This window comes from Pseudomonas sp. St386, assembly GCF_018325865.1.
Taxonomy (GTDB): domain Bacteria; phylum Pseudomonadota; class Gammaproteobacteria; order Pseudomonadales; family Pseudomonadaceae; genus Aquipseudomonas; species Aquipseudomonas brassicacearum.
Genome location: NZ_AP021900.1, coordinates 1142496 through 1167099 on the forward strand (window position 1 = coordinate 1142496; position 24604 = coordinate 1167099).

Consider the following 24604-nt stretch of genomic DNA (forward strand, 5'->3'; position numbering starts at 1 on the left):
AATGGACTGTGTAGGGTCTGTCCGAAAAACCTGTAATCCCTCGTTCTGTATCTGGCGCCGATACAAATCAAGGCCTAGGATACGCCCACGTTTCCAGGGAGCTTCTTTTACATGAACAAGACATTGATGGTGAGTGCTCTGAGCGCGGCTCTGCTGCTCACCGGTTGCCAGTCGGTCAATACCACCAGCGGCGGAGCCGTGGGCGTGGAACGCAAGCAGTACATGTTCAGCATGCTGTCGACCGATGAGGTCAACCAGATGTACGCCCAGTCCTACCAGAAGACGATGGGTGAGGCGAAAGCCCAGGGCGCGCTGGACAAGACCAGTAACGATGCCAAGCGCATCCAGGTCATTGCCGACCGCTTGATCGCCCAGGCACCTGTGTTCCGCCCGGATTCGGCGCAGTGGAACTGGGAAGTGAACCTGATCAAGAGCGATGAGCTCAACGCCAATTGCGGTCCTGGCGGCAAGATCATGTTCTACACCGGCCTGATCGACCAGTTGAAGCTGACCGACGCTGAAATCGCCGCGATCATGGGCCACGAAATCGCCCACGCCCTGCGCGAGCACGGGCGCGAAGCGATGTCCAAGGCCTATGGCATCGAGATGGCCAAGCAGGGCGCTGGCGCCTTGTTCGGCCTGGGCCAGGACAGCCTGGCGTTGGCCGACACCGTCGCCAACTACGGCATGACCTTGCCCAACAGCCGCGGCAACGAGAACGAAGCCGACCTGATCGGCCTCGAACTGGCCGCCCGCGCCGGCTACGACCCGAACGCGGCGATCACCTTGTGGAACAAGATGGCCAAGGCCTCGGAAGGCGCACCACCGGAGTTCATGAGCACCCACCCGTCCTCGAGCAGCCGTATCGCTTCGTTGCAGGCGGCGATTCCGAAGGTGATGCCGCTTTATCAGCAGGCCAAGAAGTAAGCATCGTTGTGGGAGCAAAGCTTGCTCGCGACAGGGGCGACGCAGACGTCAATCAGGCCGCGTCATCGTTTATCGCGAGCAAGCTATGCTCCCACAGTTATCCTCTGCCCAAGGTGTGACACAGGGTCAAACCCACCCACTGCTCTGCATCGCCTTGTACACCGCCACGATCGCCAGGACGAAGAATGCCGAGGCGGCCAGGCGGCGGATCAGGGTCAGGGGCAGCTTCTCGGCGGCGAAATTGCCCGCCAGGACCACTGGCACGTTGGCAATCAACATGCCCACGGTGGTGCCGATGATTACCAACCACAACTCCGGGTATTGCGCGGCGAGCATCACTGTGGCGATCTGCGTCTTGTCGCCGATTTCCGCCAGGAAGAACGCAATCAGCGTGGTCAGGAACGGTCCGAACTTGCGGGCCGTGTTTGCTTCCTCATCGTCCAGTTTGTCCGGGACCAGGGTCCACAGCGCCGTGGCCGTGAAGCTTGCCGCCAGTATCCAGTGCAACACCGCATTGGAGAAAAATCCGCTGACCCAGGCCCCCACTGCCCCGGCGGCTGCGTGGTTGGCGAGTGTTGCGGCAATGATGCCGGCGATGATCGGCCAGGGTTTGCGAAAGCGAGCGGCCAGGATAAGCGCGAGCAATTGCGTCTTGTCGCCGATTTCGGCCAGCGCAACGATAGCGGTAGGTACGAGGAGTGAGTCCAGCATCAGGAATTCCTAAAGGGGCGGGTCGACACGGCTATGACACGTACAGCCTTCCCGCCCCGGGTAAGGTGTGCGTGTCATAGGTCTTGTCAAACCCAGCGACCATCTGCGTGGACGCTTGGGCCGCATACGCCATGGTCTGCTGACCAAGTATGTTGACGTATGCCGGGCGAGCATGGCGCTCGCGGGAGACTACTCCCCTAGGACGGAGCGGATTCTGCCTAGGCAAATCCGATTGAGCAAGTGCTGTTGCCTAAAAGTTTTCAACCGCGCTTGGCCCGGTAGATACGAAAGCCCTGGCCTTCGGCCTTGATGGCGCAGACGCCCAGATGTTCCTCGATCAGTGGCTGGTACTTGAGGAAACTATTGGCAACCAGCCGCAGTTCGCCGCCATTTTTCAGATGTTTGGCCGCTTTTCGCAGCAGATTCTCCGTGGCGTGGTAATCGGTGTGCACACCGACATGGAATGGTGGGTTGCTCAGGATCGCGCTCAAGCCCATCGGTGCGGCGTCGATGCCGTCACCAGTCAGCACCTCGGCCTCCAGGCCGTTGGCGGCCAGGGTCAGGCGACTGCTGGCGGCGGCAAATGCGTCCACGTCCAACAGGGTGACGGTGTTGTGCGGATAGCGCCGCTTGACCGCCGCCCCCAGTACCCCGGCACCGCAGCCAAAGTCCAGCAAATGCCCGCTGGGCAGTTTATCCAGGTGTTCCAACAGCAGCGCACTGCCGCGGTCCAGGCGACCATGGCTGAACACCCCTGGCAGGCTGATGACTTTCAGCGGGCCTTCGGCCAGGGGTAATTCGTAGGTCTGGGCCAGGCTTTCCAGTGGCGTGGCCTCGGGCGCGTTGGCGACGGTGACCTGCCACAGTTGGCAATGCCGCGCGCTGTCGAGCTTGCGTGGCTTGCCGAACGGGTTGAGCTGCTTGGACGCGCCTTCGATGCCGCTGCGTTTTTCCCCCACCAGGTACACCTCGCGCCCGGCCAGGCGCGCCGCCACGGCGTTGAGGATGTAGTCGGTCAGGTCCTTGGCCTTGGGCAGGAACACCACGGCCGTGTCGAACCCACGCTCGGGTACGTTCACGCCAAAGTGGCTGCGCTCGGGGAAGCGAGCCTCCAGCGCTGCCTGATCTCCAGCATGCCAGCACCAGCCATGAGCCTCGGGCAAACGGCCGAGCAGGTCATCGGCGGGCAGGCCGGCCAACAACACCGAACCCTGGAATAACTCGGCCTGACGAAGCAGTACTTCACTGCGCGGATCCATGGTCTGCTCCTTGAAAAAAAGTGCGGCAGTTTATCAACTGACGACACGCCGCGCTGTACCGCTGAAAAAGCCCTGGGCGTTTTCGCTCATTTGCCCGACGATCCGTTGCCGCGCCTCGCGGCTGCCCCAGGCGTTATGTGGCGTGACGATCAACCGTGGAATATCGCCGGCCAGCAGCGGGTTGCCTTGGGTCGGTGGCTCCACGCTGAGCACGTCGGTAGCGGCGCCCCCCAAGTGACCGCTGCGCAGGGCTTCGGCCAGGGCCTGTTCGTCGATCAGGCCGCCACGGGCGGTGTTGACCACGAATGTACCGGGCTTGAGCAGCGCCAGTTCGCGGGCGCCGATGAAGTTCCGGGTGTGCTCATTGAGCGGGCAGTGCAGGGTCAACGCATCGACTTGCGGCAACAACTGTTCCAGCGGCAAGCGGTCGGGGCGGGCCGGGCGCCCGGGGATCTGCCCCAGCAGCACACGCATGCCAAAGGCTTCGGCCAGCCGCCCGACGGCACTGCCCAATTCACCATGGCCCAGCAAGCCCAGGGTCTTGCCTTCCAGTTCGACAATCGGATAGTCCAGCAGGCAGAACTGCGAAGCCTGTTGCCAGCGACCGTCACCCACCGCTTTTTGATAATCGGCCAGGCGCGTCGCCAGGTTCAGCAACAGCATGATCGTATGTTGGGCCACTGACGGTGTGCCATAGCCCTGGCAATTGCACACGGTGATGCCGTGGCTGCGGGCGGCGGCCAGGTCGACATTGTTGGTGCCGGTGGCGCTGATCAGGATCAGCTTCAGTTCGGGGCTGGCCGCCATGGCCTGTGCATCGATCACGATCTTGTTGGTGATCGCCACGGTGGCGCCCTTGAGCCGCTCGATGACCTGGTCCGGCGTGGTCCGGGCGAACAGTTGCAGGTCGCTGAAGCAGTTGCGCAGCGGGCCCAGGTCCAGATCGCCGAGGTCCAGGGAAGGGTGGTCGAGGAAGACTGCGCGGGCGGTGTTCGTCATCAGCTGTACCTTTTATGTGAAGAACCGAAGGCGTAATGTGGCGAGCCTATCAGATGTGTGTGGGAGCAAGCTTTGCTCCCACACAGCCCCCTCACTGCACAGTTGATGTTTGTTTCGAGATTGCGTTAGCCAGGGAGCTCCACCATGTACCTCACCGAATTCCTCACCGTCGCCCTGATCCACCTGTTGGCCGTTGCCAGCCCCGGGCCGGATTTTGCCGTGGTGGTGCGTGAAAGCGTGACCCATGGCCGGCGTGCCGGGACCTGGACGGCGCTGGGCGTCGGCACGGCGATTTTCCTGCATGTGGGGTACTCGCTGTTGGGTATCGGCCTGATCGTGTCGCAATCGATCGTGCTGTTCAACGCGCTGAAATGGGCCGCCGCCGCGTATCTGCTGTACATCGGCTTCAAGGCACTGCGGGCACAACCGGCCAAGCCCGCCGAGGACAACCTGCACAAGGAGGCCGGTGAACGTACCCCTCGCGGCGCGTTCACCTCGGGCTTCGTCACCAATGGCCTGAATCCCAAGGCCACCCTGTTTTTCCTGTCGCTGTTCACCGTGGTGATCAACCCACACACCCCACTGGCTGTCCAGGCCGGTTACGGCGTGTATCTGGCGGTTGCGACGGCTGCCTGGTTCTGCCTGGTGGCGCTGCTGTTCAGCCAGCAACGGGTGCGCGCCGGTTTTGCGCGCATGGGCCACTGGTTCGACCGGACCATGGGCGCGGTACTCGTCGCCATTGGGGTGAAGCTGGCGTTTACCGAGGCGCACTGATCCCGCTCTGTGTAGGAGCTCCTACAGTCCTGGACATGGCTCAAGGCTAGTATTTGCCCACTGATCAAATCATTCCTTTGGCTGATTTGATCAGTGTATAAGCGCTCTAGAGTGCTTACTTCCAGCCAAGACCGTGCAGTCAGAAAAGGGACTCTTATGTTGCAGACTCGCGTTATTCCTCCAGCCGAAGGCGCTTATCAATATCCGCTGCTGATCAAGCGGCTGCTGATGTCCGGCACGCGTTACGAGAAAACCCGCGAGATCATCTACCGTGACCAGTTGCGCTACAGCTATCCGACGCTGATAGAGCGGGTCGCGCGGCTGGCCAACGTGTTGACCGAGGCAGGGGTCAAGGCCGGTGATACCGTGGCGGTGATGGACTGGGACAGCCATCGTTATCTGGAATGCATGTTCGCGATTCCGATGATCGGCGCGGTGATCCACACCATCAATGTGCGCCTGTCCCCGGAACAGATCCTCTACACCATGAACCACGCCGAGGACCGCTTCGTGCTGGTCAACAGCGAGTTCGTCGGCTTGTACCAGGCGATTGCCGGGCACCTGACCACGGTGGACAAGACCCTGCTGCTGACCGACCTGCCGGAGAAAACCGCCGACCTGCCGAACCTGGTGGGTGAATACGAGCAACTGCTGGCCGCCGCCGCCCCCACCTACGACTTCCAGGATTTCGACGAAAACTCCGTCGCCACCACGTTCTATACCACCGGCACCACGGGCAACCCCAAGGGCGTGTACTTCACCCATCGGCAACTGGTGCTGCACACCATGGGCGTGGCGACCATCATGGGGTCTATCGACAGCGTGCGGCTGCTGGGCACCAACGACGTGTACATGCCCATCACGCCGATGTTCCATGTCCACGCCTGGGGCCTGCCCTATGTCGCGACCATGCTCGGGCTCAAGCAGGTCTACCCGGGCCGCTACGACCCCGAATTCCTGGTCCAGTTGTGGCGCAAGGAAAAGGTCACCTTTTCCCATTGCGTGCCGACCATCCTGCAAATGGTCCTCAATGCCAAGGGGGCCCAGGACACCGATTTCGGCGGTTGGAAAATCGTCATCGGTGGCAGCGCCCTGAATCGCAGCCTCTACGAAGCGGCCAAGGCGCGGGGCATCCAGCTCACTGCCGCCTATGGCATGTCGGAAACCGGCCCGTTGGTGTCCTGTGCCCACCTCAACGATGAACTGATGGCCGGCAGCGAAGACGAACGCACCACCTACCGGATCAAGGCCGGTGTGCCGGGTCCGCTGGTGGAGGCGGCGATCGTCGACACCGAAGGGCGCTTCCTGCCGGCCGACGGCGAGACCCAGGGCGAACTGGTGCTGCGCGCGCCTTGGCTCACCGAGGGCTATTTCAACGAGCCGCAGAAGGGCGCCGAGCTCTGGGCCGGCGGCTGGCTACACACCGGTGACGTCGCCACGCTGGACAACATGGGCTTCATCGACATCCGTGATCGCATCAAGGACGTGATCAAGACCGGTGGCGAGTGGATCTCCTCCCTGGACCTGGAAGACCTCATCAGCCGTCACGTGGCGGTACGCGAAGTAGCAGTGGTCGGCATTCCCGATCCGCAGTGGGGTGAGCGGCCGTTTGCCCTGCTGGTGATTCGCGAAGGGCATCAGATCGGGGCTCGCGAACTCAAGGAACACCTCAAGCCGTTCGTCGAGCTTGGGCACTTGAGCAAGTGGGCGATCCCGAGCCAGATCGCCCTTGTTACTGAAATTCCCAAGACCAGCGTCGGCAAGCTCGACAAAAAGCGCATCCGCGTCGACATCACCGAATGGCAGAGCAACAACAGCACCTTCCTCTCCACGCTTTAGGCCTTTTTGCCGTGCCCGAAAGGGCACGGCAGCCCCACCAAGCAAGCGCTTGCCTTGTCAAACTGAAAATTTCAGCCATCCTTGCCGTGCCGACATCTGTCGGCCTGGCGAAAGGACTGTTCCAGAGTGGTTGAGGGCTGCAAATCACACTTTAGAGGGATCAAGCCGTACTACCTGCTGGCTATAGTCCGCTCACGGATTCTCAGGAACGGGGCGCACGCACGAAAGGGCGATGCGACTTTGACGGATGTCGGGACGCTGCCGCTCCCAGCCATCGAGGTGTTCTTGAAATGTCCACTGCCATAACAATAATGCACATGGAGTAGCGTCGATGACCTCAGCAACCACGTTCTGGCGCCGGGCAAAACTGCCTCTGGCGGTCAGTCTCGCCTCTTCGCTCGCCGGGCCAGCATTCGGCGTCAGTTTCAACATCGGTGAAATCGAAGGCCAGTTCGACTCGTCCCTGTCGGTCGGTGCGAGCTGGTCCACGGCCAACGCCAACAAGGACCTGATCGGTGTCAACAATGGCGGCAAGGGTTTGTCGCAGACCTCCGATGACGGCCACTTGAACTTCAAACGAGGGGAAACCTTCTCGAAGATCTTCAAGGGCATCCATGACTTGGAACTGAAGTACGGCGATACCGGCGTGTTCGTGCGCGGCAAGTACTGGTACGACTTCGAACTCAAGGACGAAAGCCGCCTGTACAAGGACATCAGTGACAACAACCGCAAGGAAGGCGCCAAGTCCTCCGGCGGACAGATCCTCGATGCATTCGTCTACCACAACTACGCCATCGCCGATCAGCCGGGTTCGGTCCGTCTGGGCAAGCAGGTGGTCAGCTGGGGTGAAAGTACCTTCATCCAGGGCGGCATCAACTCCATCAACCCGGTCGACGTGTCCGCGTTCCGTCGTCCTGGTGCCGAGATCAAGGAAGGCCTGATCCCGGTCAACATGTTCTACGTCTCCCAGAGCCTGACCGACAATCTGTCGGCCGAGGCGTTCTACCAGTTGGAGTGGGACCAGACCGTGGTGGATAACTGCGGTACGTTCTTCTCCCAGCCGGATGTGATTGCCGATGGGTGTACCGATAACCTGCGGGTGCTGAACAAGCGTTCGACCATTCCGCTGCCGGGCGTCATTCTTCCAATATTGGAAGGCCAGGGTGTCGATATCAATGAAGAAGGCGTGCTGGTACGCCGTGGTCCGGACCGCGATGCCCGCGACAGCGGCCAGTGGGGCGCATCGTTGAAGTACATGTTCGAACCGCTGGACACCGAGTTCGGCGCCTACTTCATGAACTACCACAGTCGTGCGCCGATTTTCAGTGCCCAGGGGGCTGCGCAGCAGTTCTACACCGCGGGGCCAATCGCGGCACTGCGTCCTCTGATCGTGGCAGGTAACTCCAACTACTTCGTCGAATACCCGGAAGACATCCGTCTCTATGGCCTGAGTTTCTCCACGACACTGCCTACCGGCACGGCGTGGAGCGGTGAGATCAGCTATCGCCCGAATGCGCCAGTGCAACTGAGCACCACTGACATTCTCTTCGCCGGTGTGACGCCGCTTCCCGGTTTTGGCGATGCATCGGTGCTTCAGGGCACGCCAGGCCAGGACCTGCATGGCTATCGCCGTAAAGAGATCACTCAGTTCCAGACCACGTTCACTCACTTCCTGGACCAGGTCATGGGCGCCAGCCGCTTGACCCTGGTGGGAGAAATCGGGGTGACCCATGTCGGTGGCCTGGAGAGCAAATCCGACGCTCGCTACGGCCGCGATCCGGTGTTCGGGCCGGGCGAGCTGCCCAACGGTTTCTGTAACTCGCTCAATACCTCTACTGCGTCGGGTGGCGGCCAGACCATCAACGACGTGAACAGCAACTGCAACAACGACGGCTTCACCACCTCCACCTCCTGGGGCTACCGTGCGCGCGCCATCTGGGAATACCCGGACGTCTTCGCCGGCGTGAACCTCAAGCCCAACGTGGCCTGGTCCCATGACGTCAAAGGCTACTCGCCAGGCCCTGGCGGCAACTTCGAAGAAGGCCGCAAAGCCGTCAGCCTCGGGCTGGATGCCGAGTACCAGAACACCTACAACGCCAGCCTGGCCTACACCAACTTCTTTGGTGGCGACTTCAGCACTGTGGACGATCGTGACTTCCTGGCGCTCAGCGTCGGCGTGACCTTCTAAGCACCGTATTTCAGGACGACACACTATGAAAATAACAAAGAATCTGTTGCAGGCCGGTGTTCTGGGGCTCTCCCTGCTGGCCGCCAGCGTCATGGCGGCAGTGCCTGCGGCCGAGGCTGATAAACTCGGCAAGAGCCTGACACCGATGGGCGCCGAGATGGCCGGCAATGCCGACGGTTCGATCTCGGCCTGGAAACCCATGGCCAAGAATGCCGGTTCCGTGGACAGCAAGGGCTTCCTCGCCGACCCATACGCCAGTGAAAAACCGCTGTTCACCATCACCGCGCAGAACGTCGACCAGTACAAGGACAAGCTCGCGCCGGGCCAGTACGCGATGTTCAAGCGTTACCCGGAAACCTTCAAGATGCCGGTCTATCCGACCCATCGCGGTGCCACCGTGCCGGACGAGGTGTTCGCCTCCATCAAGAAAAACGCGGTCAACACCAAGCTGGTCTCCGGCGGTAACGGCCTGGAGAACTTCGAGACGGCCGTGCCGTTCCCGATTCCGCAGAGCGGCGTGGAAGTCATCTGGAACCACATCACTCGTTATCGCGGCGGTAGCGTGACGCGTCTGGTCACCCAGGCCACCCCACAGCCCAACGGTTCGTACAGCCTGGTGTATTTCCGCGACCAGTTCGTGTTCCGCGACAAGATGAAGGACTTCGATCCGGCCAACCCTGGCAACATCCTGTTCTACTTCAAGCAGCAAGTGACCGCGCCGGCGCGCCTGGCCGGTGGCGTGCTGTTGGTGCACGAAACCCTCGACCAAGTGAAGGAGCCGCGTTCGGCGTGGGTCTACAACGCCGGCCAGCGTCGTGTGCGCCGTGCCCCGCAAGTGTCCTACGACGGCCCGGGTACCGCCGCCGACGGCCTGCGTACCTCCGACAACCTGGACATGTACAACGGCGCGCCGGACCGCTACGACTGGAAGCTGGAAGGCAAGAAAGAGCTGTACATCGCCTCCAACAGCTACAAGATCGATTCGCCGCAACTCAAGTACGCCGACATCCTCAAGGCCGGCCACATCAACCAGGACCTGGCACGCTACGAGCTGCGTCGTGTCTGGCACGTGACCGCGACGCTGAAGGAAGGCCAGCGCCACATCTACGCCAAGCGTGACTTCTTCATCGATGAAGACACCTGGCAAGCTGCGGTGATTGACCATTACGACGGCCGTGGCCAACTGTGGCGCGTGGCCGAGGCCCATGCCGAGAACTACTACGACAAGCAAGTGCCGTGGTACGCCCTGGAAACCCTCTACGACCTGCAGTCCGGCCGCTACCTGGCACTGGGCATGAAGAACGAAGAGAAATCGGCCTACGACTTCGGCTTCACCGCCACCACCGCCGATTTCACCCCGAACGCCCTGCGTCAGGACGGCATCCGCTAAACCGCTTTACCCGAGGCCGCATCCTCGAAGAAACGCCCCGACTGGTTCGGGGCGTTTTTTTTGAGCAACACAACCCCCCTGTGGCGAGGGAGCTTGCTCCCGCTGGGCTGCGCAGCAGCCCCAAACCAGCCTTCTCATTGTGTCAGGTACAACGCAGTCGCTGCCTTTGGGGGTTGCTTCGCAACCCAGCGGGAGCAAGCTCCCTCGCCACAAGAGCGGTGGCTGCCTAAGTTTTTCAAGTCGGTCGGCGTGTAGTCTTTTTGTAGCCATTTGTAGCACTCCCTTCAATACCTCCTCGTTTACCGCTAGTCTGCGGACATCTGCAACGCCGCCACCCGCATTCCAACAAGAGCCGGCCATGACTGATTTGTCTTCACTTCCGGATTCTGCCCGCGCAGCCATCGCGGTACAGGACGGGCGTTTCTACCGCCCGCCCTTGCCCGACGGCCATGTCGTGCGGCCCCGGTTGTGCGAGCGTTTGAGCGCAGGGCTCGCAGGCAGGTTGCTGTTGGTCAGTGCCCCGGCGGGGTTCGGTAAAAGCTCCCTGGCGGTGGAGTTCTGCCAGAGCCTGCCGGCCCATTGGCAAAGCCTCTGGCTGGGGCTCAGCGCCCGGGACAACGATCCCGGCCGCTTCCTGGAACGGTTGCTCGAAGGGCTCCAGGCGTTTTTCCCGCAACTGGGCGGTCGGGCCCTGGGGCTGCTGAAAATGCGCCAGCGTCATCAACCCTTTGCCTTCGAAGAATGGCTCGATGGCCTGCTGGACGAACTGTCCACGCACTTATCGCCCCATGAGCCCTTGCTGCTGGTGCTCGACGATTACCACCTGGCCCAAAGCCCGGTGCTGGATCGCTGCCTGCAATTTTTCCTCAATCACCTGCCCGACGGGTTGCTGGTCCTTGTCACCAGCCGCCAGCGGCCGGATTGGCATTTGGCGCGCTTGCGCCTGTCGCGGCAACTGCTCGAACTCAATGAGCAGGACCTGCGCCTGACCCATGACGAAGCCTTGACCCTGCTCCAGCACCACAGCAGTTCGTTGCGCGGTGAGGCGCTGGAAAACCTTATCCAGCGCAGCGAAGGTTGGGTGGCCGGGCTGCGTTTCTGGTTGCTGGCCGCCTCCGAAGCCGGTACCGAAGGCCTGCTGCCCCAGGCCTTGCACGGCGGCGAAGGGCTGATTCGCGATTATCTGCTTGAAGAGGTCATCGACTGCCTGCCCGCCGAGGTGCAGGCATTTCTCTACGACACGGCCCCTCAGGAACGCTTTTGCAGCGAACTGTGCGACGCCGTGCGCGAGGCCCATGACAGCGCCGAAATCCTGCGTTACCTGGCGGCCCACCAGGTGTTCCTGGTGCCGCTGGACGAGCACGGCCATTGGTACCGATACCACCATCTGTTTTCCGACCTGCTGCGCAGTCGCCCCAGCGCACCGGCCATGGTCCCGGCCGCGACCCTGCACTTGCGAGCCTGCCGCTGGTTCAACGCCCAGGGCCTGATCGACGAAGCCGTGGAGCAGGCGCTGCGGGCCGGGCACCTGGACGTGGCGGCGAACCTGGTGCAGAACCTCTCGGAGGAGCAACTGCTGGCCGAGCAGAACGTCGGCATGTTGCTGCGCTGGAAAATGGACTTGCCCGACAGCCTGCTCATCAGCACCCCGCGGCTGATCGTGCTCTACAGCTGGGCGTTGGGGCTGGCCTGCCAGTTGGACGCTGCCGAAGAGCTGGCGGCGCACTTGAGTCGTTTCCTGCCGGCTCCCTCGGCCACAGCGCAAAAATCCATGCTCGCCCAATGGCTGGCCCTGAGCGGGATCGTCGCCCGTGGCCGGGGCGACCGCGAGGCCACCGTGCGGTATTGCAGCGAAGCTTTGGAGAGCCTGCCGCAAAAACGCTACGGCCAGCGCCTGATGTGCCTGTCCACACTGTCGAACCTGGCGATTGCCGACGGCGACCTGTGGCGCGCCCGGAACCTGAACCGTGATTCCCTGGAGCTGGCGCAGCGGGTCGGTAATCCACTGTTCGAGGCCCTGGCCCATTATGATCGTGCCCGGGTCCTGCAGGCACGGGGGGAGATACTGCGGGCGCTGGATGAAGTGCACCAGGGCCTGCAACGTTTGCACAAGCTGTCGCCCCAGCGGCTTTATGCGGTACGGGCGCGCTTGATCATGTACGAAGGTTTTTTGCTGACCTTGCGCATGCAGCCCCAGGCCGGCCTTGCGCGGCTGCAGGCGGGCCTCACCGAGGCCCGTGCCTGCCGCGACATCAGCGTGCTGATCGGTCATTGCGTGATCGCGCGTATCGAAGGCTACAGTGGCGAGTTCGCCCGGGCCTTCGCCGAACTGGCTGAAGCCGAGCGCCTGATGCATATCTGGGATGTTCCCCCGATCTACTATCTGGCGATGATCACCCTGGTCAAGTGCGAACTCTGGTTGGCCCAGGGCCGCACCGACCTGGCCGAAGCCTGGTTGGCCCGGTTGGGCCAGACCTACACGGGCGAACGGGCCGCCGCACCACCGGAATTCCACCCGCAACTGCCGCTGCATGTCGAATTGCAACAGGCGGTGCTGGAGTCCATCCGGGGCCAACCGATACTCGCGCAAGGGCGGCTCGATGCCTTGCTTGAACACGGTCAGCAGAGTGGCCGGCAGATGCTCAGCGTGATGGCGCTCAACCAGAAAGTCGCCTTGCTGCTGAGCATCGGGCGTGAACCCGAAGCCCGTCGCACCCTGGCCCAGGCTTTCGAAGCCGCCAGCGGCGGGGTATTGCAGCCTTTCGAGTGGTTGTTCGGCGAGCACCGTGAATGGTTGCGCGAACAGCTGCTGCAGGCACCGCCCAGTACCTTGCGCGAGCACCTGCTCGAACGCCTGCCCTCGACGGTGGCCCAGCCTGCCGACCCAGCGGCACCGGTCGAAACCCTCAGCAGTCGCGAGCGGGCGGTGTTGCAGTTGATTGCCCAAGGCTGCTCGAACCAGGAAATCAGCGAGCAGTTGTTTATCTCGCTGCACACCGTCAAGACCCACGCCAGTCACATCAACAGCAAACTCGGCGTCGAGCGCCGCACCCAGGCGGTGGCGCGGGCGAAGGCGTTGGGGTTGTTGGGTTGAGCGAGATTTTGGGAGCGGTGAGAACCCCCTGTGGCGAGGGAGCAAGCTCCCTCGCCACAAAGGCTTTGACAAGGAATCCTTCGATGTTGCCTCTGTACAAAACCATCCAATCCCCCGTCGGCCAACTGATCCTCGTCGCCCGGGAGACACGGCTGGCGGCCATCCTCTGGGAAAACGAGCGGCTCAATCGGGTGCGGCTGGGGCCTTTGGAGGAGGACCCCCAGCATCCGGTCCTGAAGGAAACCGAGCGTCAGTTGCTGGAATACTTCGCCGGCCAGCGCCGTCGTTTCGAGCTGGAGCTGGACTTCGCAGGGACTGATTTCCAGATCCGCGTCTGGCAAGCCCTGTTGACCATCCCCTTCGGCGAAACCCGCAGCTACCGCGACATCGCCATCCAGATTGGCCAACCGACGGCGGTTCGGGCGGTTGGCGCCGCCAATGGCCGCAACCCCATCTCGATCATCGCCCCATGCCACCGCGTCATCGGCAGTTCCGGCAGCCTTACCGGCTTCGCTGGCGGCCTGGCGGCGAAGCAGCTGCTGCTCAGCCTTGAAGGTCAGCAGAGCCTGCAATTGGCGTTCTGACCTGCCGACTTCCCTGTGGGAGCGACCTTGCTCGCGATAGCGGAGTGTCAGCTTGCGAAAATACTGATCATGCCGCCGTCATCGCGAGCAAGCTCGCTCCCACAGGTGTTTTTGCATCCGCTCCCACAGGTTTCAGGCTGGTGGGGATTTGGGAGGCCGCATGCGCGTCGGCGGTTGGCCGTTGGCGTTGTGCTGGTAGATCTTCGTGGGCTGGCCCTGTTCATTGAAGAACACCTGGCCAATGCCTGCGCTGTTCCACAGCCGCTCACCGGCTTCGGCGTGTTCCGGGGTGTGGGGGACGATGCGCATGCTGCGGCGCTTGGTGAACCAATTCAAGGGCGAGCGCGGCGAGTAGAGCCAGCGGTTCAGGCGGTCGAACCATTCCAGCAGCGCAGGCGGAAATTCATTCTTGATGCCACTGCTGGTGATCTGCCAGATACGCGGACCGCCCTTGCGGTGTGGGATCAATACTTCGTAAACGAAGGAATAATGCACGTCCCCGGACAGCACCACGTAATTACCGGGCGTACGCGAGTGGCGGAAAATATTCAGGATCACCTGGGCAGCGCCGCGATGGGCCATCCAGTTTTCCGCATCCACCAGCAGCGGATAACCGCACCAACTGAACACCCGCTGCACAGTCTCGATCAGCTTCACACCGAAGATCGGTGCCGGTGAGACGATGATCGCCGACGGGTGATCCAACAACTCCTGCTGCAACTCGCTCAGGGCTTCCCAATCCAGCAGGCCGGAAGGCTGCTTGAGGTTGTTCTCGCTGCGCCAGCGGCGGGTGCGGGTGTCGAGCACCACCAGGGCCGGGGTGCTCGGCAGCACGTAATGCCATTGCTGGAAAGCCAGCAGGGTGTCGATCAGTTGGTCCTGGGGTTCGCTGTCGAGGTAACGATCCCGGGCGGTGTCGCTCAGGGCCAAGGTTTGCGGGAGCACGTCAGCGAAGGCATCCGGGTTGTTGCCCCAGCCCTGGCAGAGCATGTAGGCGATCAACGCATTACCGATGATGCGTTTGGAGAACGGATGGCCGTAGGCCGTTTCCTCCCACTGCGCAGACAGGTTCCAGTCATCGGTAATGTCGTGGTCGTCGAAAATCATCAGGCACGACAGGTGCGCAAACACCCGCGCCACACCGCCCAGCCCGGTCTTGAACGCATCGATGCGCTGCTGTTCCAGGTCGTAGCGCTGGCGCCGTTCGACGGTCAGTTCGGGCGGTTGCACCGTGATCAGCGTCCAAGGCACGGGTGACCACACCAGCAGGTACATCGCCATGACCTCGGCGAAAGTCACCAGGTGATTGTCGGCGCTGCTGCTGGTGAAAATCGGCTTGCGGGCCCCGCCGAAAAATCGCTCGCGCAGGGTTTCGTTACTCTCAAGTGCCGGCAGCAAATCGGCACGATGGTAATAACTGGCCGGGTGCTGATAGAGCTTGGCGCTGTCTTCCACCACGGCACCGTCCAGGCATTCCTCGAACAGCCCCAAGCGTTCGATCAGCGCATGAATCGCCCGCAACATGGGCCCGGCGACATCGTCGGCATAGACCTGGTCGCCGCTCATCATCAGCAATGCCGGGCGCTGCTCCGGGGTTTGCGCCAATAGCCGGTCGACGCAGAGCAGGCCGTCGTTGGCTGGGTAGTGGGGTTTGCGGCAAGAGCCGTGGACCAGTTGCTCGATGCGCGAATGCAACATGAAATTCGGGCACGGTGCGCCGTCATACAGCAGATGCGGCGCCCATTCGGCGATGGGTGCGCCGTCCACCAGCAAGTCGTAGTCAATCGTCACGTCCCGGGGCAGGGGGCTGTCGAGCCGTACATCGATCAGGTGTACAAAAGCCTGCTGCCCCACCGGCACCACGGTGCAGCACGTCGCATCCAGTGCACGATCGCCCACGCCGGCCACGCGCAACGTCAACGCCAATGCTCGCGTACCCACCAGCCACATCACCAGCCGCGAGGGCTCCAGCCGTCGCAACAGTGGGCCGACCAGGACGGCGGGCAGGGCGGTGGTATCGGCGGTGGACGGCAGCATTCGCGAGTAAAAGCTCTGTTCAGGGAGAGGCGGGGATCATAACGCAATGTGCCGGGTTGCTGGGGACGGTGGATTCAACGTGGATGACCGCTTTTGTGGCGAGGGAGCCTGCTCCCTCGCCACAGGGCCGTGCTATACCTTGTTACATCACTGGGCCTTGTTGGAAGCCTCAGCCGCCTTGATCAGGTCCGGCCCGATCTCCTGTTCAAACTTCGCCCACACCGGCTTCATTTTTTCGCGCCAGGCGTTACGCTGCTCTGGTGTGAGGGTAATGATCTCGGTGGTCTTGGCGTCCAGCACATGCTGCTTGTCCTGCTGGTTGAATCGCTCTGCTTCCTGGTTGGCATGGGCGGTGGATTCGACCACGATCTTGTCCAGTTCGCTGCGGATATCCGGCGGCAGGCCGTTCCAGAAGTCCGAGGTGGTGATCAGCATGTAGTCGAGTATGCCGTGGTTGGACTCGGTGACGTATTTCTGCACTTCATTGAGTTTCTGGTTGTAGAAGTTCGAATAGGTGTTTTCCGTGCCGTTGACCAGACCGGTGCGCAAAGCCTGGTACACCACCGAGAAGATCATCGGTTGCGCCTTGGCGCCCACGGCCTGGAACTGTTCCTGCAGCACCGCGGAGGTCTGTATCCGGAACGCCAGGCCGCGGGCATCCTCGGGGGTGCGCAGCGGCTTGTTGGCCGATAGCTGCTTCATGCCGTTGTGCCAATAGGCCAGGCCGGTGATGTTCTTGCTTTCCATGGACTTGAGCAGCTTCTGGCCCTCGGGGCTGCGCTGGAAACGGTCCACGGCGGCTATGTCGTTGAACAGGAAGGGCAAGTCGAACAACTGCACCGACTTGGTGTACTGATCGAACTTGGCCAGCGACCGCGCAATGATCTGCACTTCCCCGAGGAGCAAGGCTTCCAGCTCCTTGTCATCGCCATACAGCGTGGAGTTTGGGTACACCTCCACCTTCACCTTGCCCGCCAGTCGTTCATCCACGAGCTTCTTGAACATCAACGCGCCCTGGCCTTTGGGCGTTTGTTCGGCCACGACATGGGAAAACTTGATCACGATCGGTTCCGCCGCCGTGGCCGTGCCCAACGCACTGAAGGCCAGGGTACAGGCGAGCGTTATCCACATAGGTTTGAGCATTGCCGGATTTCCTTATGCATGTGTCGACGGTGCATTAACCACACCAGGAGCTGCACCTGCGGAGTGATGAGCCAGTGCCTTCGCTCCGCAGGTCTGTGTTCGGTTGGGCTTAACTCATCCCCAACCAGTTCGGTAGCACCAGCGAGATCCACGGCACATAGGTAATCAGCACCAGGAACGCCAGCAGAATCATCAACCATGGCATGGCGGCGCGGATGGTGGCGGGCAGGGACATGCCGGTCACCGCCGAGGTGACGAACAGGTTCAATCCCACCGGTGGCGTGATCAGGCCGATCTCCAGGTTCACCACCATGATGATGCCCAGGTGGATCGGGTCGATGCCCAGCTTCATGGCGATAGGGAACAGGATCGGCGCCAGGATCAGGATGATCGCCGAAGGCTCCATGAACGCGCCCGCGACCAGCAGCACGATGTTCACCACCAGCAGGAAGGTCACCGGCGTCAAGCCGGCATCGATCACCCATGCGGTGATTTGCTGCGGCAGTTGCTCGGTGGTCAGTACGTGGGCGAAGAGCATGGCGTTGGCGATGATGAACATCAGCATGATGCTCAGCTTGGCCGACTCCAGCAGCACTTTCGGCGTCTCACGGAACGTCAGGTCCTTGTAGACGAACAACGCAATGAACGCCGAATACACCGCCGCCACCGCCGCTGCTTCGGTGGGGGTGAACATCCCGGAGTAAATCCCGCCGAGGATGATGAACATCAGCAGCAGGCCCCAGATGGCCTGGCGTGCCGTGCTCAACCATTCACGGAGCGTCGCCCGGGGCAGGGCTGGGAGGTTTTTCTTCACAGCGACGATGTAGATCGCCACCATCAGGAAAAAACCCAACAACAAGCCGGGAATCACACCGGCCATGAACAGCTTGCCCACCGAGGTTTCGGTCGCCGCGGCATACACCACCATCACGATCGAGGGCGGAATCAGGATGCCCAGGGTCCCGGCGTTGCACACGATGCCTGCGCCAAACGCCTGTGGATAACCCGAGCGCACCATCCCGGCAATGGCGATGGAGCCGACCGCTGCCACCGTCGCGGGGCTTGAGCCCGACAACGCCGCAAACAGCATGCAAGCCAGCACCGCCGCAATCGCCAGGCCGCCACGGATATGCCCGACGCAGGCGTTGGCAAAGTCGATCAGCCGTCGTGCCACACCGCCGGTGGTCATGAACGCACCGGCCAGCAGGAAGAACGGAATCGCCAGCAACGTGTAGTGCTCGGACGTTTCGAACAGCTTGATCGCCAGGGAACGCACCGAGTCGGGGCTGAAGAAAATGATAGTCAGCGAACCGGCCAATCCCAGCGAAATGGCAATGGGCACGCCGATGAACATCAGCACGAACAGTGCTATGAACAGGAAGGCAATGGTCATGGCTTGTCTTCCTCATGTTCGGTCAACTTGATGGCTTCGGCCGCTTCATCGGCCAGGCCCAGACCGGTCTGGCGGTTGCGCAGGATCCGCACGAGAATTTCTGCGAAACGGATAAACACCAGGGCAAAACCGACCGGTACGATCAACCCGATATGCCACTGCATGATGCCGAAATGGCCGAGATCCTCGGCGCCGATCTGGGCAATCATCAAGGTGTTGATCCATTCGAAACTCGCCACCGCCAGCAGCCCGGCATAGCCAAGGCAGCACAGGCAAGCAATGACGCCGATGACGCGCTGCACCGGTTTGCTCGCCAGTTTCACCAGCGCATCGACGCCGATGTGCCCGGCCGTGCGCACGCCGTACGACAACCCGAAAAAGATCAGCCAGCCAAACAGGGCCTTGGTCAGTGACGTGCTCCAGGTCATGGCCTGGGCCATGCCCATGACGGTGTCACCAATGGCGAACATCGACTCGCTCGCGGCTGACCATTGGTCGCCGAGGCTATAGAAAACGGTATAGAGATTGTTGAGTACCACGTAGACGAACGTTACAAGCGTCATGGCGGCCAGAAGGAAGGCAATGAAAGCTTCCTCGAAGTGTTCCCAGATGCGCCGAAGGGCGTTCATGGCGTGACCTCTCCTGTGGGGGACGACAGGCCGGCGCTACCAGGGCGGCAGCACCGGCCAACCAATCACTGGGCCTTGTTGGAGGCTTCGGCGGCTTTGATCAGGTCAGCGCCGATATCACCTTCGAACTTTTTCCATACCGGTTTCATCTTGTCGCGCCATTCGCCACGTTCTTCTGGCGTCAGGGTGATGATCTCGGTGGTCTTGGCGTCGAGGATGCGCTGTTTGTCGTGCTCGTTCAGTTGCGCGGCCTCTTTGTTCACGTGGGCCGTGACTTCTACCAGGATCTTGTCCAGTTCAGTGCGGATGTCCGGCGGCAGGCCGTTCCAGAACTTGGTGTTGGTGATCAGCATGTAGTCGAGTACACCGTGGTTGGATTCGGTGATGTACTTCTGCACTTCATGCATTTTCTGGCTGTAGATGTTCGAGTACGGGTTTTCCGCACCGTTGACCACGCCGGTCTGCAAACCTTGGTAAACCTCGGCGAAACTCATCTTGCGCGGGTTGGCGTTCACCGCCTTGAATTGCTCTTCCAGTACCGCCGATGCCTGTACGCGGAACTTCAGGCCACGAGCATCCTTGGGTTCACGCAGGGGTTTGTTCGCCGACAGCTGCTTCATGCCGTTGTGCCAATAAGCCAGGCCGGTGATGTTCTTGCTTTCCATGGATTTGAGCAGCTTCTGGCCTTCAGGGCTCAACTGGAAACGGTCCACGGCGGAGATGTCATCGAACAGGAACGGCAAGTCAAACAACTGTACGGTCTTGGTGTATTGCTCGAACTTGGCCAGTGACGGCGCGATCATCTGCACGTCGCCCAATAGCAGGGCTTCCATTTCCTTGCCATCGCCGAACAGTGAAGAGTTGGGGTAGACCTCGACCTTCACTTTGCCTGGCAACCGTTCTTCCACGAGTTTTTTGAACAGCAGCGCGCCTTGGCCTTTTGGTGTTTGTTCGGCGACCACATGGGAGAACTTGATCACCACCGGATCTGCCGCCATGGCCGTGCTCATCGCACTAAGGGCCAATGTGCAAGCGAGCGCTTTCCAGATAGGTTTGAACATTACGGGCTTTCCTCTTGTTTTTAGTATTTTCGTGCGGGCTCATTCAAAACACAGCGCACGGCGGAACAATGATGAGTCTAGGCAGAAAAACAACTTGTCGAGTGCGGTTAACAGGAAAACCGTCCTTTGGCTGTACATCTCGACAGGTTGCGCTAGAGCCCTCCTTGCGTCGGGCTGAAACATCACAAACGGGTCATTTCGAAAGGTTTCAGTCAATAACCGTGCTGGGGCAGGAAACCATAAAGGAGCGGTGATGGCTACTGGCTTTCAATCTTGCGCCAGCGCTTATTGAATCCATGGTGCGAGCAGGTCTGCTAGGCTATTCGTCCAGGATAAAAACCTCATGGAGAGGGCAGAATGTTTACATTCGACACATTGTGGAAAAGCCATCCGCAGATATTTGGTGATGCCGCGCCTTGCAGAACCAATGGTGCCAAGAACTTCAGTGACCAATGCGCGATCAACCTCGGCGTGGCCCTGCGTCGCGCTGGTGCAGACATGAGTCAGCTCAAAAGCGTGCGACATTGCTGGCAACACCCCAAGAGCGACGGGCACATATTGGCCGCCGAAGAGCTCGCCAAGGCCTTGAGCCGCGCCAAGATTCCTGGCTTGCAGGCCATGAAGACCATTAAAAGCGAAGAATTCGAAGAGACCCTGAGCGGGCAGCAGGGCGTTATTTTCTTCAAGGACTTCTGGCGTCGGGCAAACGAAACCACGACCAACCGCAGCGGCGATCACATCGACCTGTGGAATGGCCGTCGCCTGACGGATTGGCTGAGCTACCCACGTATACAAATGGGTTTTTCGATCGAAGGCACGTTCTCGGACTTTCACGATTCCAAGGACATCTGGTTCTGGAAAGTCATATGAACGTCATCAAGGAAACTTTGTTTGTTCTCCTGATCATCGTGTTGGCGGTCGGTACATTTAATTTGGCGTTCATGGCCGTTGGTAGTTATTTCGGGCCGTTCTACGAGAGCGAAGCAGACCAGAGCCGCAACTTTGCGATCTGGTTGTTTGGCAATGTCGGGGTGGTGGTCGTGGCTGCGACGGTGGGCATTGTCTGGAGTCGACGGCGCAAACCTCGAATCTAGCCAGGCAGCCAAAGTCAGCACAAAATCTGTGACAGGGAGTCCACCCTCCGCAGCCACCGCCTCCCACAGTTTTTGATTGCGGCTGTTCACAAGTTCGGCGTTCGCCAGAGATCCCTGTGGGAGCGAGCCTGCTCGCGATGACGGCGGCACAGTCAACATCACCGCCGCTGACACACCTCTATCGCGAGCAAGCTCGCTCCCACAGTTTTGATCCCTGGTGTTCACGAATTCTGCGTTCACCACAGTCCCCCTGTGGGAGCGAGCTTGCTCGCGATGCCGGCGGCACAGCCAACATCACCGTCTCAGACAGACCGCTATCGCGAGCAAGCTCGCTCCACAGTCGCCCATCCCCTGGCCCACGTCTTCAGCCTTCAAGGCACTACGTCGTCTGCGACAAGTGGTCTCACTTCACGCTGCGTGGTATGACGACATTTTAGAGTTTTGCTCATGGAAATAACCTCTTCTTCGCGGAAAACCTCGTGCGTACGCAAGTTTTATTGCGTTTAAGGGGTTGACAGTCCACCGGGAACGTCAGAATAATCCGCTACGTTGTATGACGACATACAAATAAACAATAACAACATTGGTGTTCCTCCCCATGAGAATCACAGGCGTTCACGTCGACGTTTTTTCCACCCCTTCGCGCCGTGCCCAGGACAGCGCCGGCCATGCCCATCCAGGCGATGAGGTCATGATCAAGATGGCTTTGCTGCGAATCGGTTGCGACGATGGCTCCGAGGGTTATGCCTTCGGCCCGCCTGAGTTGATTCGTCCGCACATCATCGAGTCCTTTGTGCGCAAAGTGCTGATCGGTCGCGACCCGATGGACCGCGAGAGCATCTGGCAAGACCTGGCACACTGGCAGCGCGGCAGTGCCGGGCAGTTCACCGACCGGGCGCTGGCGCTGGTGGAGCAAGCCTTGTGGGACTTGGCCGGGCGTGCGCTCAAGCTGCCGGTGCACAAGTTGATTGGCGGCTATCGTGACAAGGTTCCGGCGTACGGCTCGACGATGTGCGGCGACGATTTGCCGGGTGGCCTGTCGACGCCGGACGAGTACGCTCAGTTCGCCGAGAAGCTGGTCCAGCGCGGCTACAAGGCCATCAAGTTGCACACCTGGATGCCGCCGATTTCCTTCGCCCCCAACCCGCAAATGGACATCCAGGCCTGCGCCGCCGTGCGTGAGGCGGTCGGCCCCAACATCGCGTTGATGCTCGACGGTTACCACTGGTACAGCCGCATGGACGCGCTGACCATTGGCAAGGCACTACAGGAGCTGAATTTCGCCTGGTTCGAGGAGCCGATGATGGAAGACTCGGCCGAGTCCTATGCCTGGCTGGCGGCCAACCTGGATATTCCGGTGCTGGGCCCGGAAAGCATCGCCGGCAAGTTTCACAGCCGCGCCAGTTGGGTCACCCACAAGTCCTGTGACATCCTGCGTGCCGGCGTGGCCGGGGTCGGTGGTATCGGGCCGTGCCTGAAGGTGGCGCACTTGGCTGAGTCGTTCGGCATGGATTGCGAAGTCCACGGCAATGGCGCGGCGAACCTGGCGGTGGTCGGTGCCATCAGCAACTGTCGTTGGTACGAGCGCGGCTTGCTGCACCCGTTCCTCGACTATGAAGAAGTCCCGGCGCACCTCAACAGCATCGTCGACCCCATGGACGCCGACGGTTTTGTGCACCTGTCGGATCGGCCAGGGTTGGGCGAAGACATCAACTTCGCGTATATCGAGGCCAACACCCTGTCTCGACATTGATCCTGTTCCACGCCTGAGGCTGATGACTGCCCGGGCGACAAAGTCTTTATAAATATAAGAAAGGACTGAACCATGAATCTCTGGCCCAAGCGCCTGACCAGGCTGCTATGCGTCGCCGTGGCCCTGTGCGCAGTGCAGGTGCCCGTCAGCCTGGCCCAAGGCGAAACGCCCCCCGACCAATTGGTGGTGGGCATGAGCATGATCAACCTGCTGTCCCTGGACCCCGCTGCGGCCACCGGCCTGGAGGTCGCCGAAGTCAATGCCAACGTCTATGACATGCTCCTGGAGCAGGACGCGGCGCAGCCGGACACGCTGATTCCGGCCCTGGCGAAAACCTGGGAAGTCAGCCCCGACCGCATGCGCCTGACGTTCCAGTTGCGCGACGACGTGCGTTTTCACTCCGGTGCGCCACTGACCGCGCAAGACGTCGCCTGGTCATTGCAACGGGTGGTCACCCTCAACCGCGCCCTGGCTTCAACCTGGAAAGCCTACGGCTTCACCGCCGACAACGTCGTCAAACTGATGCGTGCCGAAGGGCCGCACACCTTTGTCATGGAGCTGCCCCGCATTACCGACCCGATGCTGGTGCTCAATACCCTGGCGACCTCTCCCAGTGCCTTCATCATCGATCGCTCGGTCGCCTTGCAACATCAGGTCGGCGACGACCAGGGCGCCGCATGGCTGGCGACGCACACGGCCGGGTCCGGCGCGTTCAAGCTCGACATCTGGCGGGCCAACGACGTGATCCTGATGAGTCGTCATGACGACTATTGGCGCGGCCCCGCGAAGTTGCGCCGGGTGATCATGCGCAACATGACCGAGTCCCAGGCGCTGCGCCTGATGGTCGAGCGCGGTGACCTGGACGTCGCCCGGGGCATGGCCGCCACCGACATCAAGGCGCTGGGCAAGGTCGATGAAGTGCGCATCCAGAGCATCGCACGGGGCACGCTGTATTACGTGGCGATGAGCATGCAGCAACCGTTGTTCCAAGACATCCGCGTGCGCCAGGCCATCCGCCTGCTGATCGACTACCAGGGCATCAACGATGTGGTGATGCCGCACTACGGCGTGATCAATCAGCGGCCGTTGCAGTTGGGACTGCCTGCACGCCTGGAGGATCCGGGCTATCGCCTGGATGTGGCCGAGGCCAAGCGCCTGCTGGCGGCGGCCGGACATGCCGAAGGCTTCAAGGTGACCATCCGTTCGCTGACCGATCCACCGTTCATCAACATCGCCACCAGCCTGCAGGCGACACTGGCCCAGGCGGGCATCCAGGCGACGATCATCACCGGCACTGGCAACCAGATCTATGGGGCGATGCGCGACCGCCAATTCGACATCCTCGTCGGTCGTGGCGGTGGTGGGGCGGAGCGTCACCCGCACTCGAGCCTGCGGGCCCTGGTGTACAACCCGGACAACCGCACCGAAGCCAAGCTGAGCAACTTCCAGGGCTGGCGCACCTCGTTTTTCAACCCGCAGCTCAATCAATTGATCGAGCAAGCCGAGCGCGAGCGTGACCCCGAGCACCAGCGCGAAATCTACGCGCAGATCCAGACCCTCTACGACCAACAGGCCGGGGCGATCATGCCGGTCTCACAGATGGTGGACGAAGTGGTGATCCATGCGGATGTGCGCAACTACATCGGCCACACCGCCGCCACCACGCGTCTTCGGGACGTCTACAAGCAGCGCTGAAATCGACGGCCACAGGGCCAAGGCAGGAATGAAC

Annotated in this window: 19 protein-coding genes and 1 riboswitch; of the genes, 11 read left to right on the forward strand and 8 right to left on the reverse strand. The window is 61.2% G+C overall.

The features are described from left to right. Positions 1–111 precede the first annotated feature (111 nt). Positions 112–927, forward strand: coding sequence for a M48 family metallopeptidase (locus KI235_RS04935; protein WP_003197877.1), 816 nt, complete (start codon positions 112–114; stop codon positions 925–927). Positions 928–1053: 126 nt separating this feature from the next. On the opposite strand, the gene KI235_RS04940 is transcribed toward KI235_RS04935, so the two are convergent. From KI235_RS04940 to KI235_RS04950, 3 genes are all read right to left on the reverse strand, one after another. Beyond that, entirely contained in the window at positions 1054–1638 is a 585-nt protein-coding gene (locus tag KI235_RS04940; RefSeq protein ID WP_003197879.1) for a TMEM165/GDT1 family protein, read from the reverse strand. Positions 1639–1727: 89 nt separating this feature from the next. Continuing rightward, a riboswitch (yybP-ykoY riboswitch) is annotated at positions 1728–1848 on the reverse strand. A gap of 50 nt (positions 1849–1898) precedes the next feature. After that, a complete protein-coding gene (locus tag KI235_RS04945; protein ID WP_003197881.1) occupies positions 1899–2897 on the reverse strand; it encodes a class I SAM-dependent methyltransferase in 999 nt (332 codons plus the stop codon). Between the two features lie 33 nt (positions 2898–2930). Continuing rightward, positions 2931–3896 (reverse strand): 2-hydroxyacid dehydrogenase, encoded by a 966-nt coding sequence (locus KI235_RS04950; RefSeq protein WP_003197883.1) that lies wholly within the window; start codon positions 3894–3896, stop codon positions 2931–2933. A 144-nt stretch (positions 3897–4040) separates the two neighbouring features. On the opposite strand from KI235_RS04950, the gene KI235_RS04955 reads away from it, so the two are divergent. The 6 genes from KI235_RS04955 (at position 4041) to KI235_RS04980 (ending at position 13765) form a co-directional block, all read left to right on the forward strand. After that, the gene (locus KI235_RS04955; RefSeq protein ID WP_003197884.1) at positions 4041–4670 is read left to right on the forward strand and encodes a LysE family transporter; all 630 of its coding nucleotides are present in this window, start codon (positions 4041–4043) and stop codon (positions 4668–4670) included. A gap of 156 nt (positions 4671–4826) precedes the next feature. Further along, positions 4827–6509: a fatty acid--CoA ligase gene (locus KI235_RS04960; RefSeq protein ID WP_003197887.1), complete on the forward strand. Its 1683-nt coding sequence runs from the start codon at positions 4827–4829 to the stop codon at positions 6507–6509. Positions 6510–6840: 331 nt separating this feature from the next. Continuing rightward, positions 6841–8697: a DUF1302 domain-containing protein gene (locus KI235_RS04965; RefSeq protein WP_003197889.1), complete on the forward strand. Its 1857-nt coding sequence runs from the start codon at positions 6841–6843 to the stop codon at positions 8695–8697. A 25-nt stretch (positions 8698–8722) separates the two neighbouring features. Next, on the forward strand, positions 8723–10087 hold the full coding sequence (locus KI235_RS04970) for a DUF1329 domain-containing protein (protein WP_003197892.1): 1365 nt from the start codon (positions 8723–8725) through the stop codon (positions 10085–10087). Between the two features lie 358 nt (positions 10088–10445). Then, entirely contained in the window at positions 10446–13181 is a 2736-nt protein-coding gene (locus KI235_RS04975) for a LuxR C-terminal-related transcriptional regulator (protein ID WP_013692280.1), read from the forward strand. Between the two features lie 83 nt (positions 13182–13264). Continuing rightward, a complete protein-coding gene (locus KI235_RS04980; protein WP_013692281.1) occupies positions 13265–13765 on the forward strand; it encodes a methylated-DNA--[protein]-cysteine S-methyltransferase in 501 nt (166 codons plus the stop codon). 132 nt (positions 13766–13897) lie between these two features. On the opposite strand, the gene KI235_RS04985 is transcribed toward KI235_RS04980, so the two are convergent. The 5 genes from KI235_RS04985 to dctP all read right to left on the reverse strand — a co-directional run bounded on the left by KI235_RS04985 (position 13898) and on the right by dctP (position 19977). Next, positions 13898–15802 carry an alkaline phosphatase D family protein gene (locus KI235_RS04985; protein WP_013692282.1) on the reverse strand — a complete coding sequence of 635 codons (1905 nt, stop codon included), beginning with the start codon at positions 15800–15802 and terminating at the stop codon, positions 13898–13900. 147 nt (positions 15803–15949) lie between these two features. Further along, positions 15950–16945, reverse strand: a complete 996-nt coding sequence (locus KI235_RS04990; protein WP_003197900.1) for a TRAP transporter substrate-binding protein — start codon at positions 16943–16945, stop codon at positions 15950–15952. Positions 16946–17054: 109 nt separating this feature from the next. After that, positions 17055–18338: a C4-dicarboxylate TRAP transporter large permease protein DctM gene (gene dctM / locus KI235_RS04995; RefSeq protein ID WP_003197901.1), complete on the reverse strand. Its 1284-nt coding sequence runs from the start codon at positions 18336–18338 to the stop codon at positions 17055–17057. Then, positions 18335–18967: a TRAP transporter small permease gene (locus tag KI235_RS05000; RefSeq protein ID WP_003197903.1), complete on the reverse strand. Its 633-nt coding sequence runs from the start codon at positions 18965–18967 to the stop codon at positions 18335–18337. The genes dctM and KI235_RS05000 overlap by 4 nt, the downstream gene beginning before the upstream one ends. Before the next feature lie 65 nt (positions 18968–19032). Further along, positions 19033–19977, reverse strand: coding sequence for a C4-dicarboxylate TRAP substrate-binding protein DctP (gene dctP / locus KI235_RS05005; protein ID WP_223524323.1), 945 nt, complete (start codon positions 19975–19977; stop codon positions 19033–19035). A 408-nt stretch (positions 19978–20385) separates the two neighbouring features. On the opposite strand from dctP, the gene KI235_RS05010 reads away from it, so the two are divergent. The 4 genes from KI235_RS05010 to KI235_RS05025 all read left to right on the forward strand — a co-directional run bounded on the left by KI235_RS05010 (position 20386) and on the right by KI235_RS05025 (position 24570). After that, the gene (locus KI235_RS05010; RefSeq protein ID WP_003197908.1) at positions 20386–20898 is read left to right on the forward strand and encodes a T6SS effector amidase Tae4 family protein; all 513 of its coding nucleotides are present in this window, start codon (positions 20386–20388) and stop codon (positions 20896–20898) included. After that, positions 20895–21122, forward strand: coding sequence for a hypothetical protein (locus KI235_RS05015; RefSeq protein WP_003197910.1), 228 nt, complete (start codon positions 20895–20897; stop codon positions 21120–21122). Before KI235_RS05010 ends, KI235_RS05015 begins: the two co-directional genes overlap by 4 nt. A gap of 598 nt (positions 21123–21720) precedes the next feature. Continuing rightward, a complete protein-coding gene (locus KI235_RS05020; protein WP_038858554.1) occupies positions 21721–22875 on the forward strand; it encodes a mandelate racemase family protein in 1155 nt (384 codons plus the stop codon). Positions 22876–22947: 72 nt separating this feature from the next. Continuing rightward, positions 22948–24570: an ABC transporter substrate-binding protein gene (locus tag KI235_RS05025; RefSeq protein WP_028237159.1), complete on the forward strand. Its 1623-nt coding sequence runs from the start codon at positions 22948–22950 to the stop codon at positions 24568–24570. Positions 24571–24604: the final 34 nt, after the last annotated feature.

Coding starts and splice junctions, on each gene's coding strand:
- KI235_RS04940 (WP_003197879.1), bottom strand. CDS start 1,638: ATGCTGGACTCACTCCTCGTACCTACCGCTATCGTTGCGCTGGCCGAA.
- KI235_RS04985 (WP_013692282.1), bottom strand. CDS start 15,802: ATGCTGCCGTCCACCGCCGATACCACCGCCCTGCCCGCCGTCCTGGTC.
- KI235_RS05025 (WP_028237159.1), top strand. CDS start 22,948: ATGAATCTCTGGCCCAAGCGCCTGACCAGGCTGCTATGCGTCGCCGTG.
- KI235_RS04975 (WP_013692280.1), top strand. CDS start 10,446: ATGACTGATTTGTCTTCACTTCCGGATTCTGCCCGCGCAGCCATCGCG.
- KI235_RS04950 (WP_003197883.1), bottom strand. CDS start 3,896: ATGACGAACACCGCCCGCGCAGTCTTCCTCGACCACCCTTCCCTGGAC.
- KI235_RS04955 (WP_003197884.1), top strand. CDS start 4,041: ATGTACCTCACCGAATTCCTCACCGTCGCCCTGATCCACCTGTTGGCC.
- KI235_RS05010 (WP_003197908.1), top strand. CDS start 20,386: ATGTTTACATTCGACACATTGTGGAAAAGCCATCCGCAGATATTTGGT.
- KI235_RS04960 (WP_003197887.1), top strand. CDS start 4,827: ATGTTGCAGACTCGCGTTATTCCTCCAGCCGAAGGCGCTTATCAATAT.
- KI235_RS04990 (WP_003197900.1), bottom strand. CDS start 16,945: ATGCTCAAACCTATGTGGATAACGCTCGCCTGTACCCTGGCCTTCAGT.
- dctM (WP_003197901.1), bottom strand. CDS start 18,338: ATGACCATTGCCTTCCTGTTCATAGCACTGTTCGTGCTGATGTTCATC.
- KI235_RS04970 (WP_003197892.1), top strand. CDS start 8,723: ATGAAAATAACAAAGAATCTGTTGCAGGCCGGTGTTCTGGGGCTCTCC.
- KI235_RS04945 (WP_003197881.1), bottom strand. CDS start 2,897: ATGGATCCGCGCAGTGAAGTACTGCTTCGTCAGGCCGAGTTATTCCAG.
- KI235_RS05020 (WP_038858554.1), top strand. CDS start 21,721: ATGAGAATCACAGGCGTTCACGTCGACGTTTTTTCCACCCCTTCGCGC.
- KI235_RS05015 (WP_003197910.1), top strand. CDS start 20,895: ATGAACGTCATCAAGGAAACTTTGTTTGTTCTCCTGATCATCGTGTTG.
- KI235_RS04980 (WP_013692281.1), top strand. CDS start 13,265: ATGTTGCCTCTGTACAAAACCATCCAATCCCCCGTCGGCCAACTGATC.
- KI235_RS05000 (WP_003197903.1), bottom strand. CDS start 18,967: ATGAACGCCCTTCGGCGCATCTGGGAACACTTCGAGGAAGCTTTCATT.
- dctP (WP_223524323.1), bottom strand. CDS start 19,977: ATGAGCACGGCCATGGCGGCAGATCCGGTGGTGATCAAGTTCTCCCAT.
- KI235_RS04965 (WP_003197889.1), top strand. CDS start 6,841: ATGACCTCAGCAACCACGTTCTGGCGCCGGGCAAAACTGCCTCTGGCG.
- KI235_RS04935 (WP_003197877.1), top strand. CDS start 112: ATGAACAAGACATTGATGGTGAGTGCTCTGAGCGCGGCTCTGCTGCTC.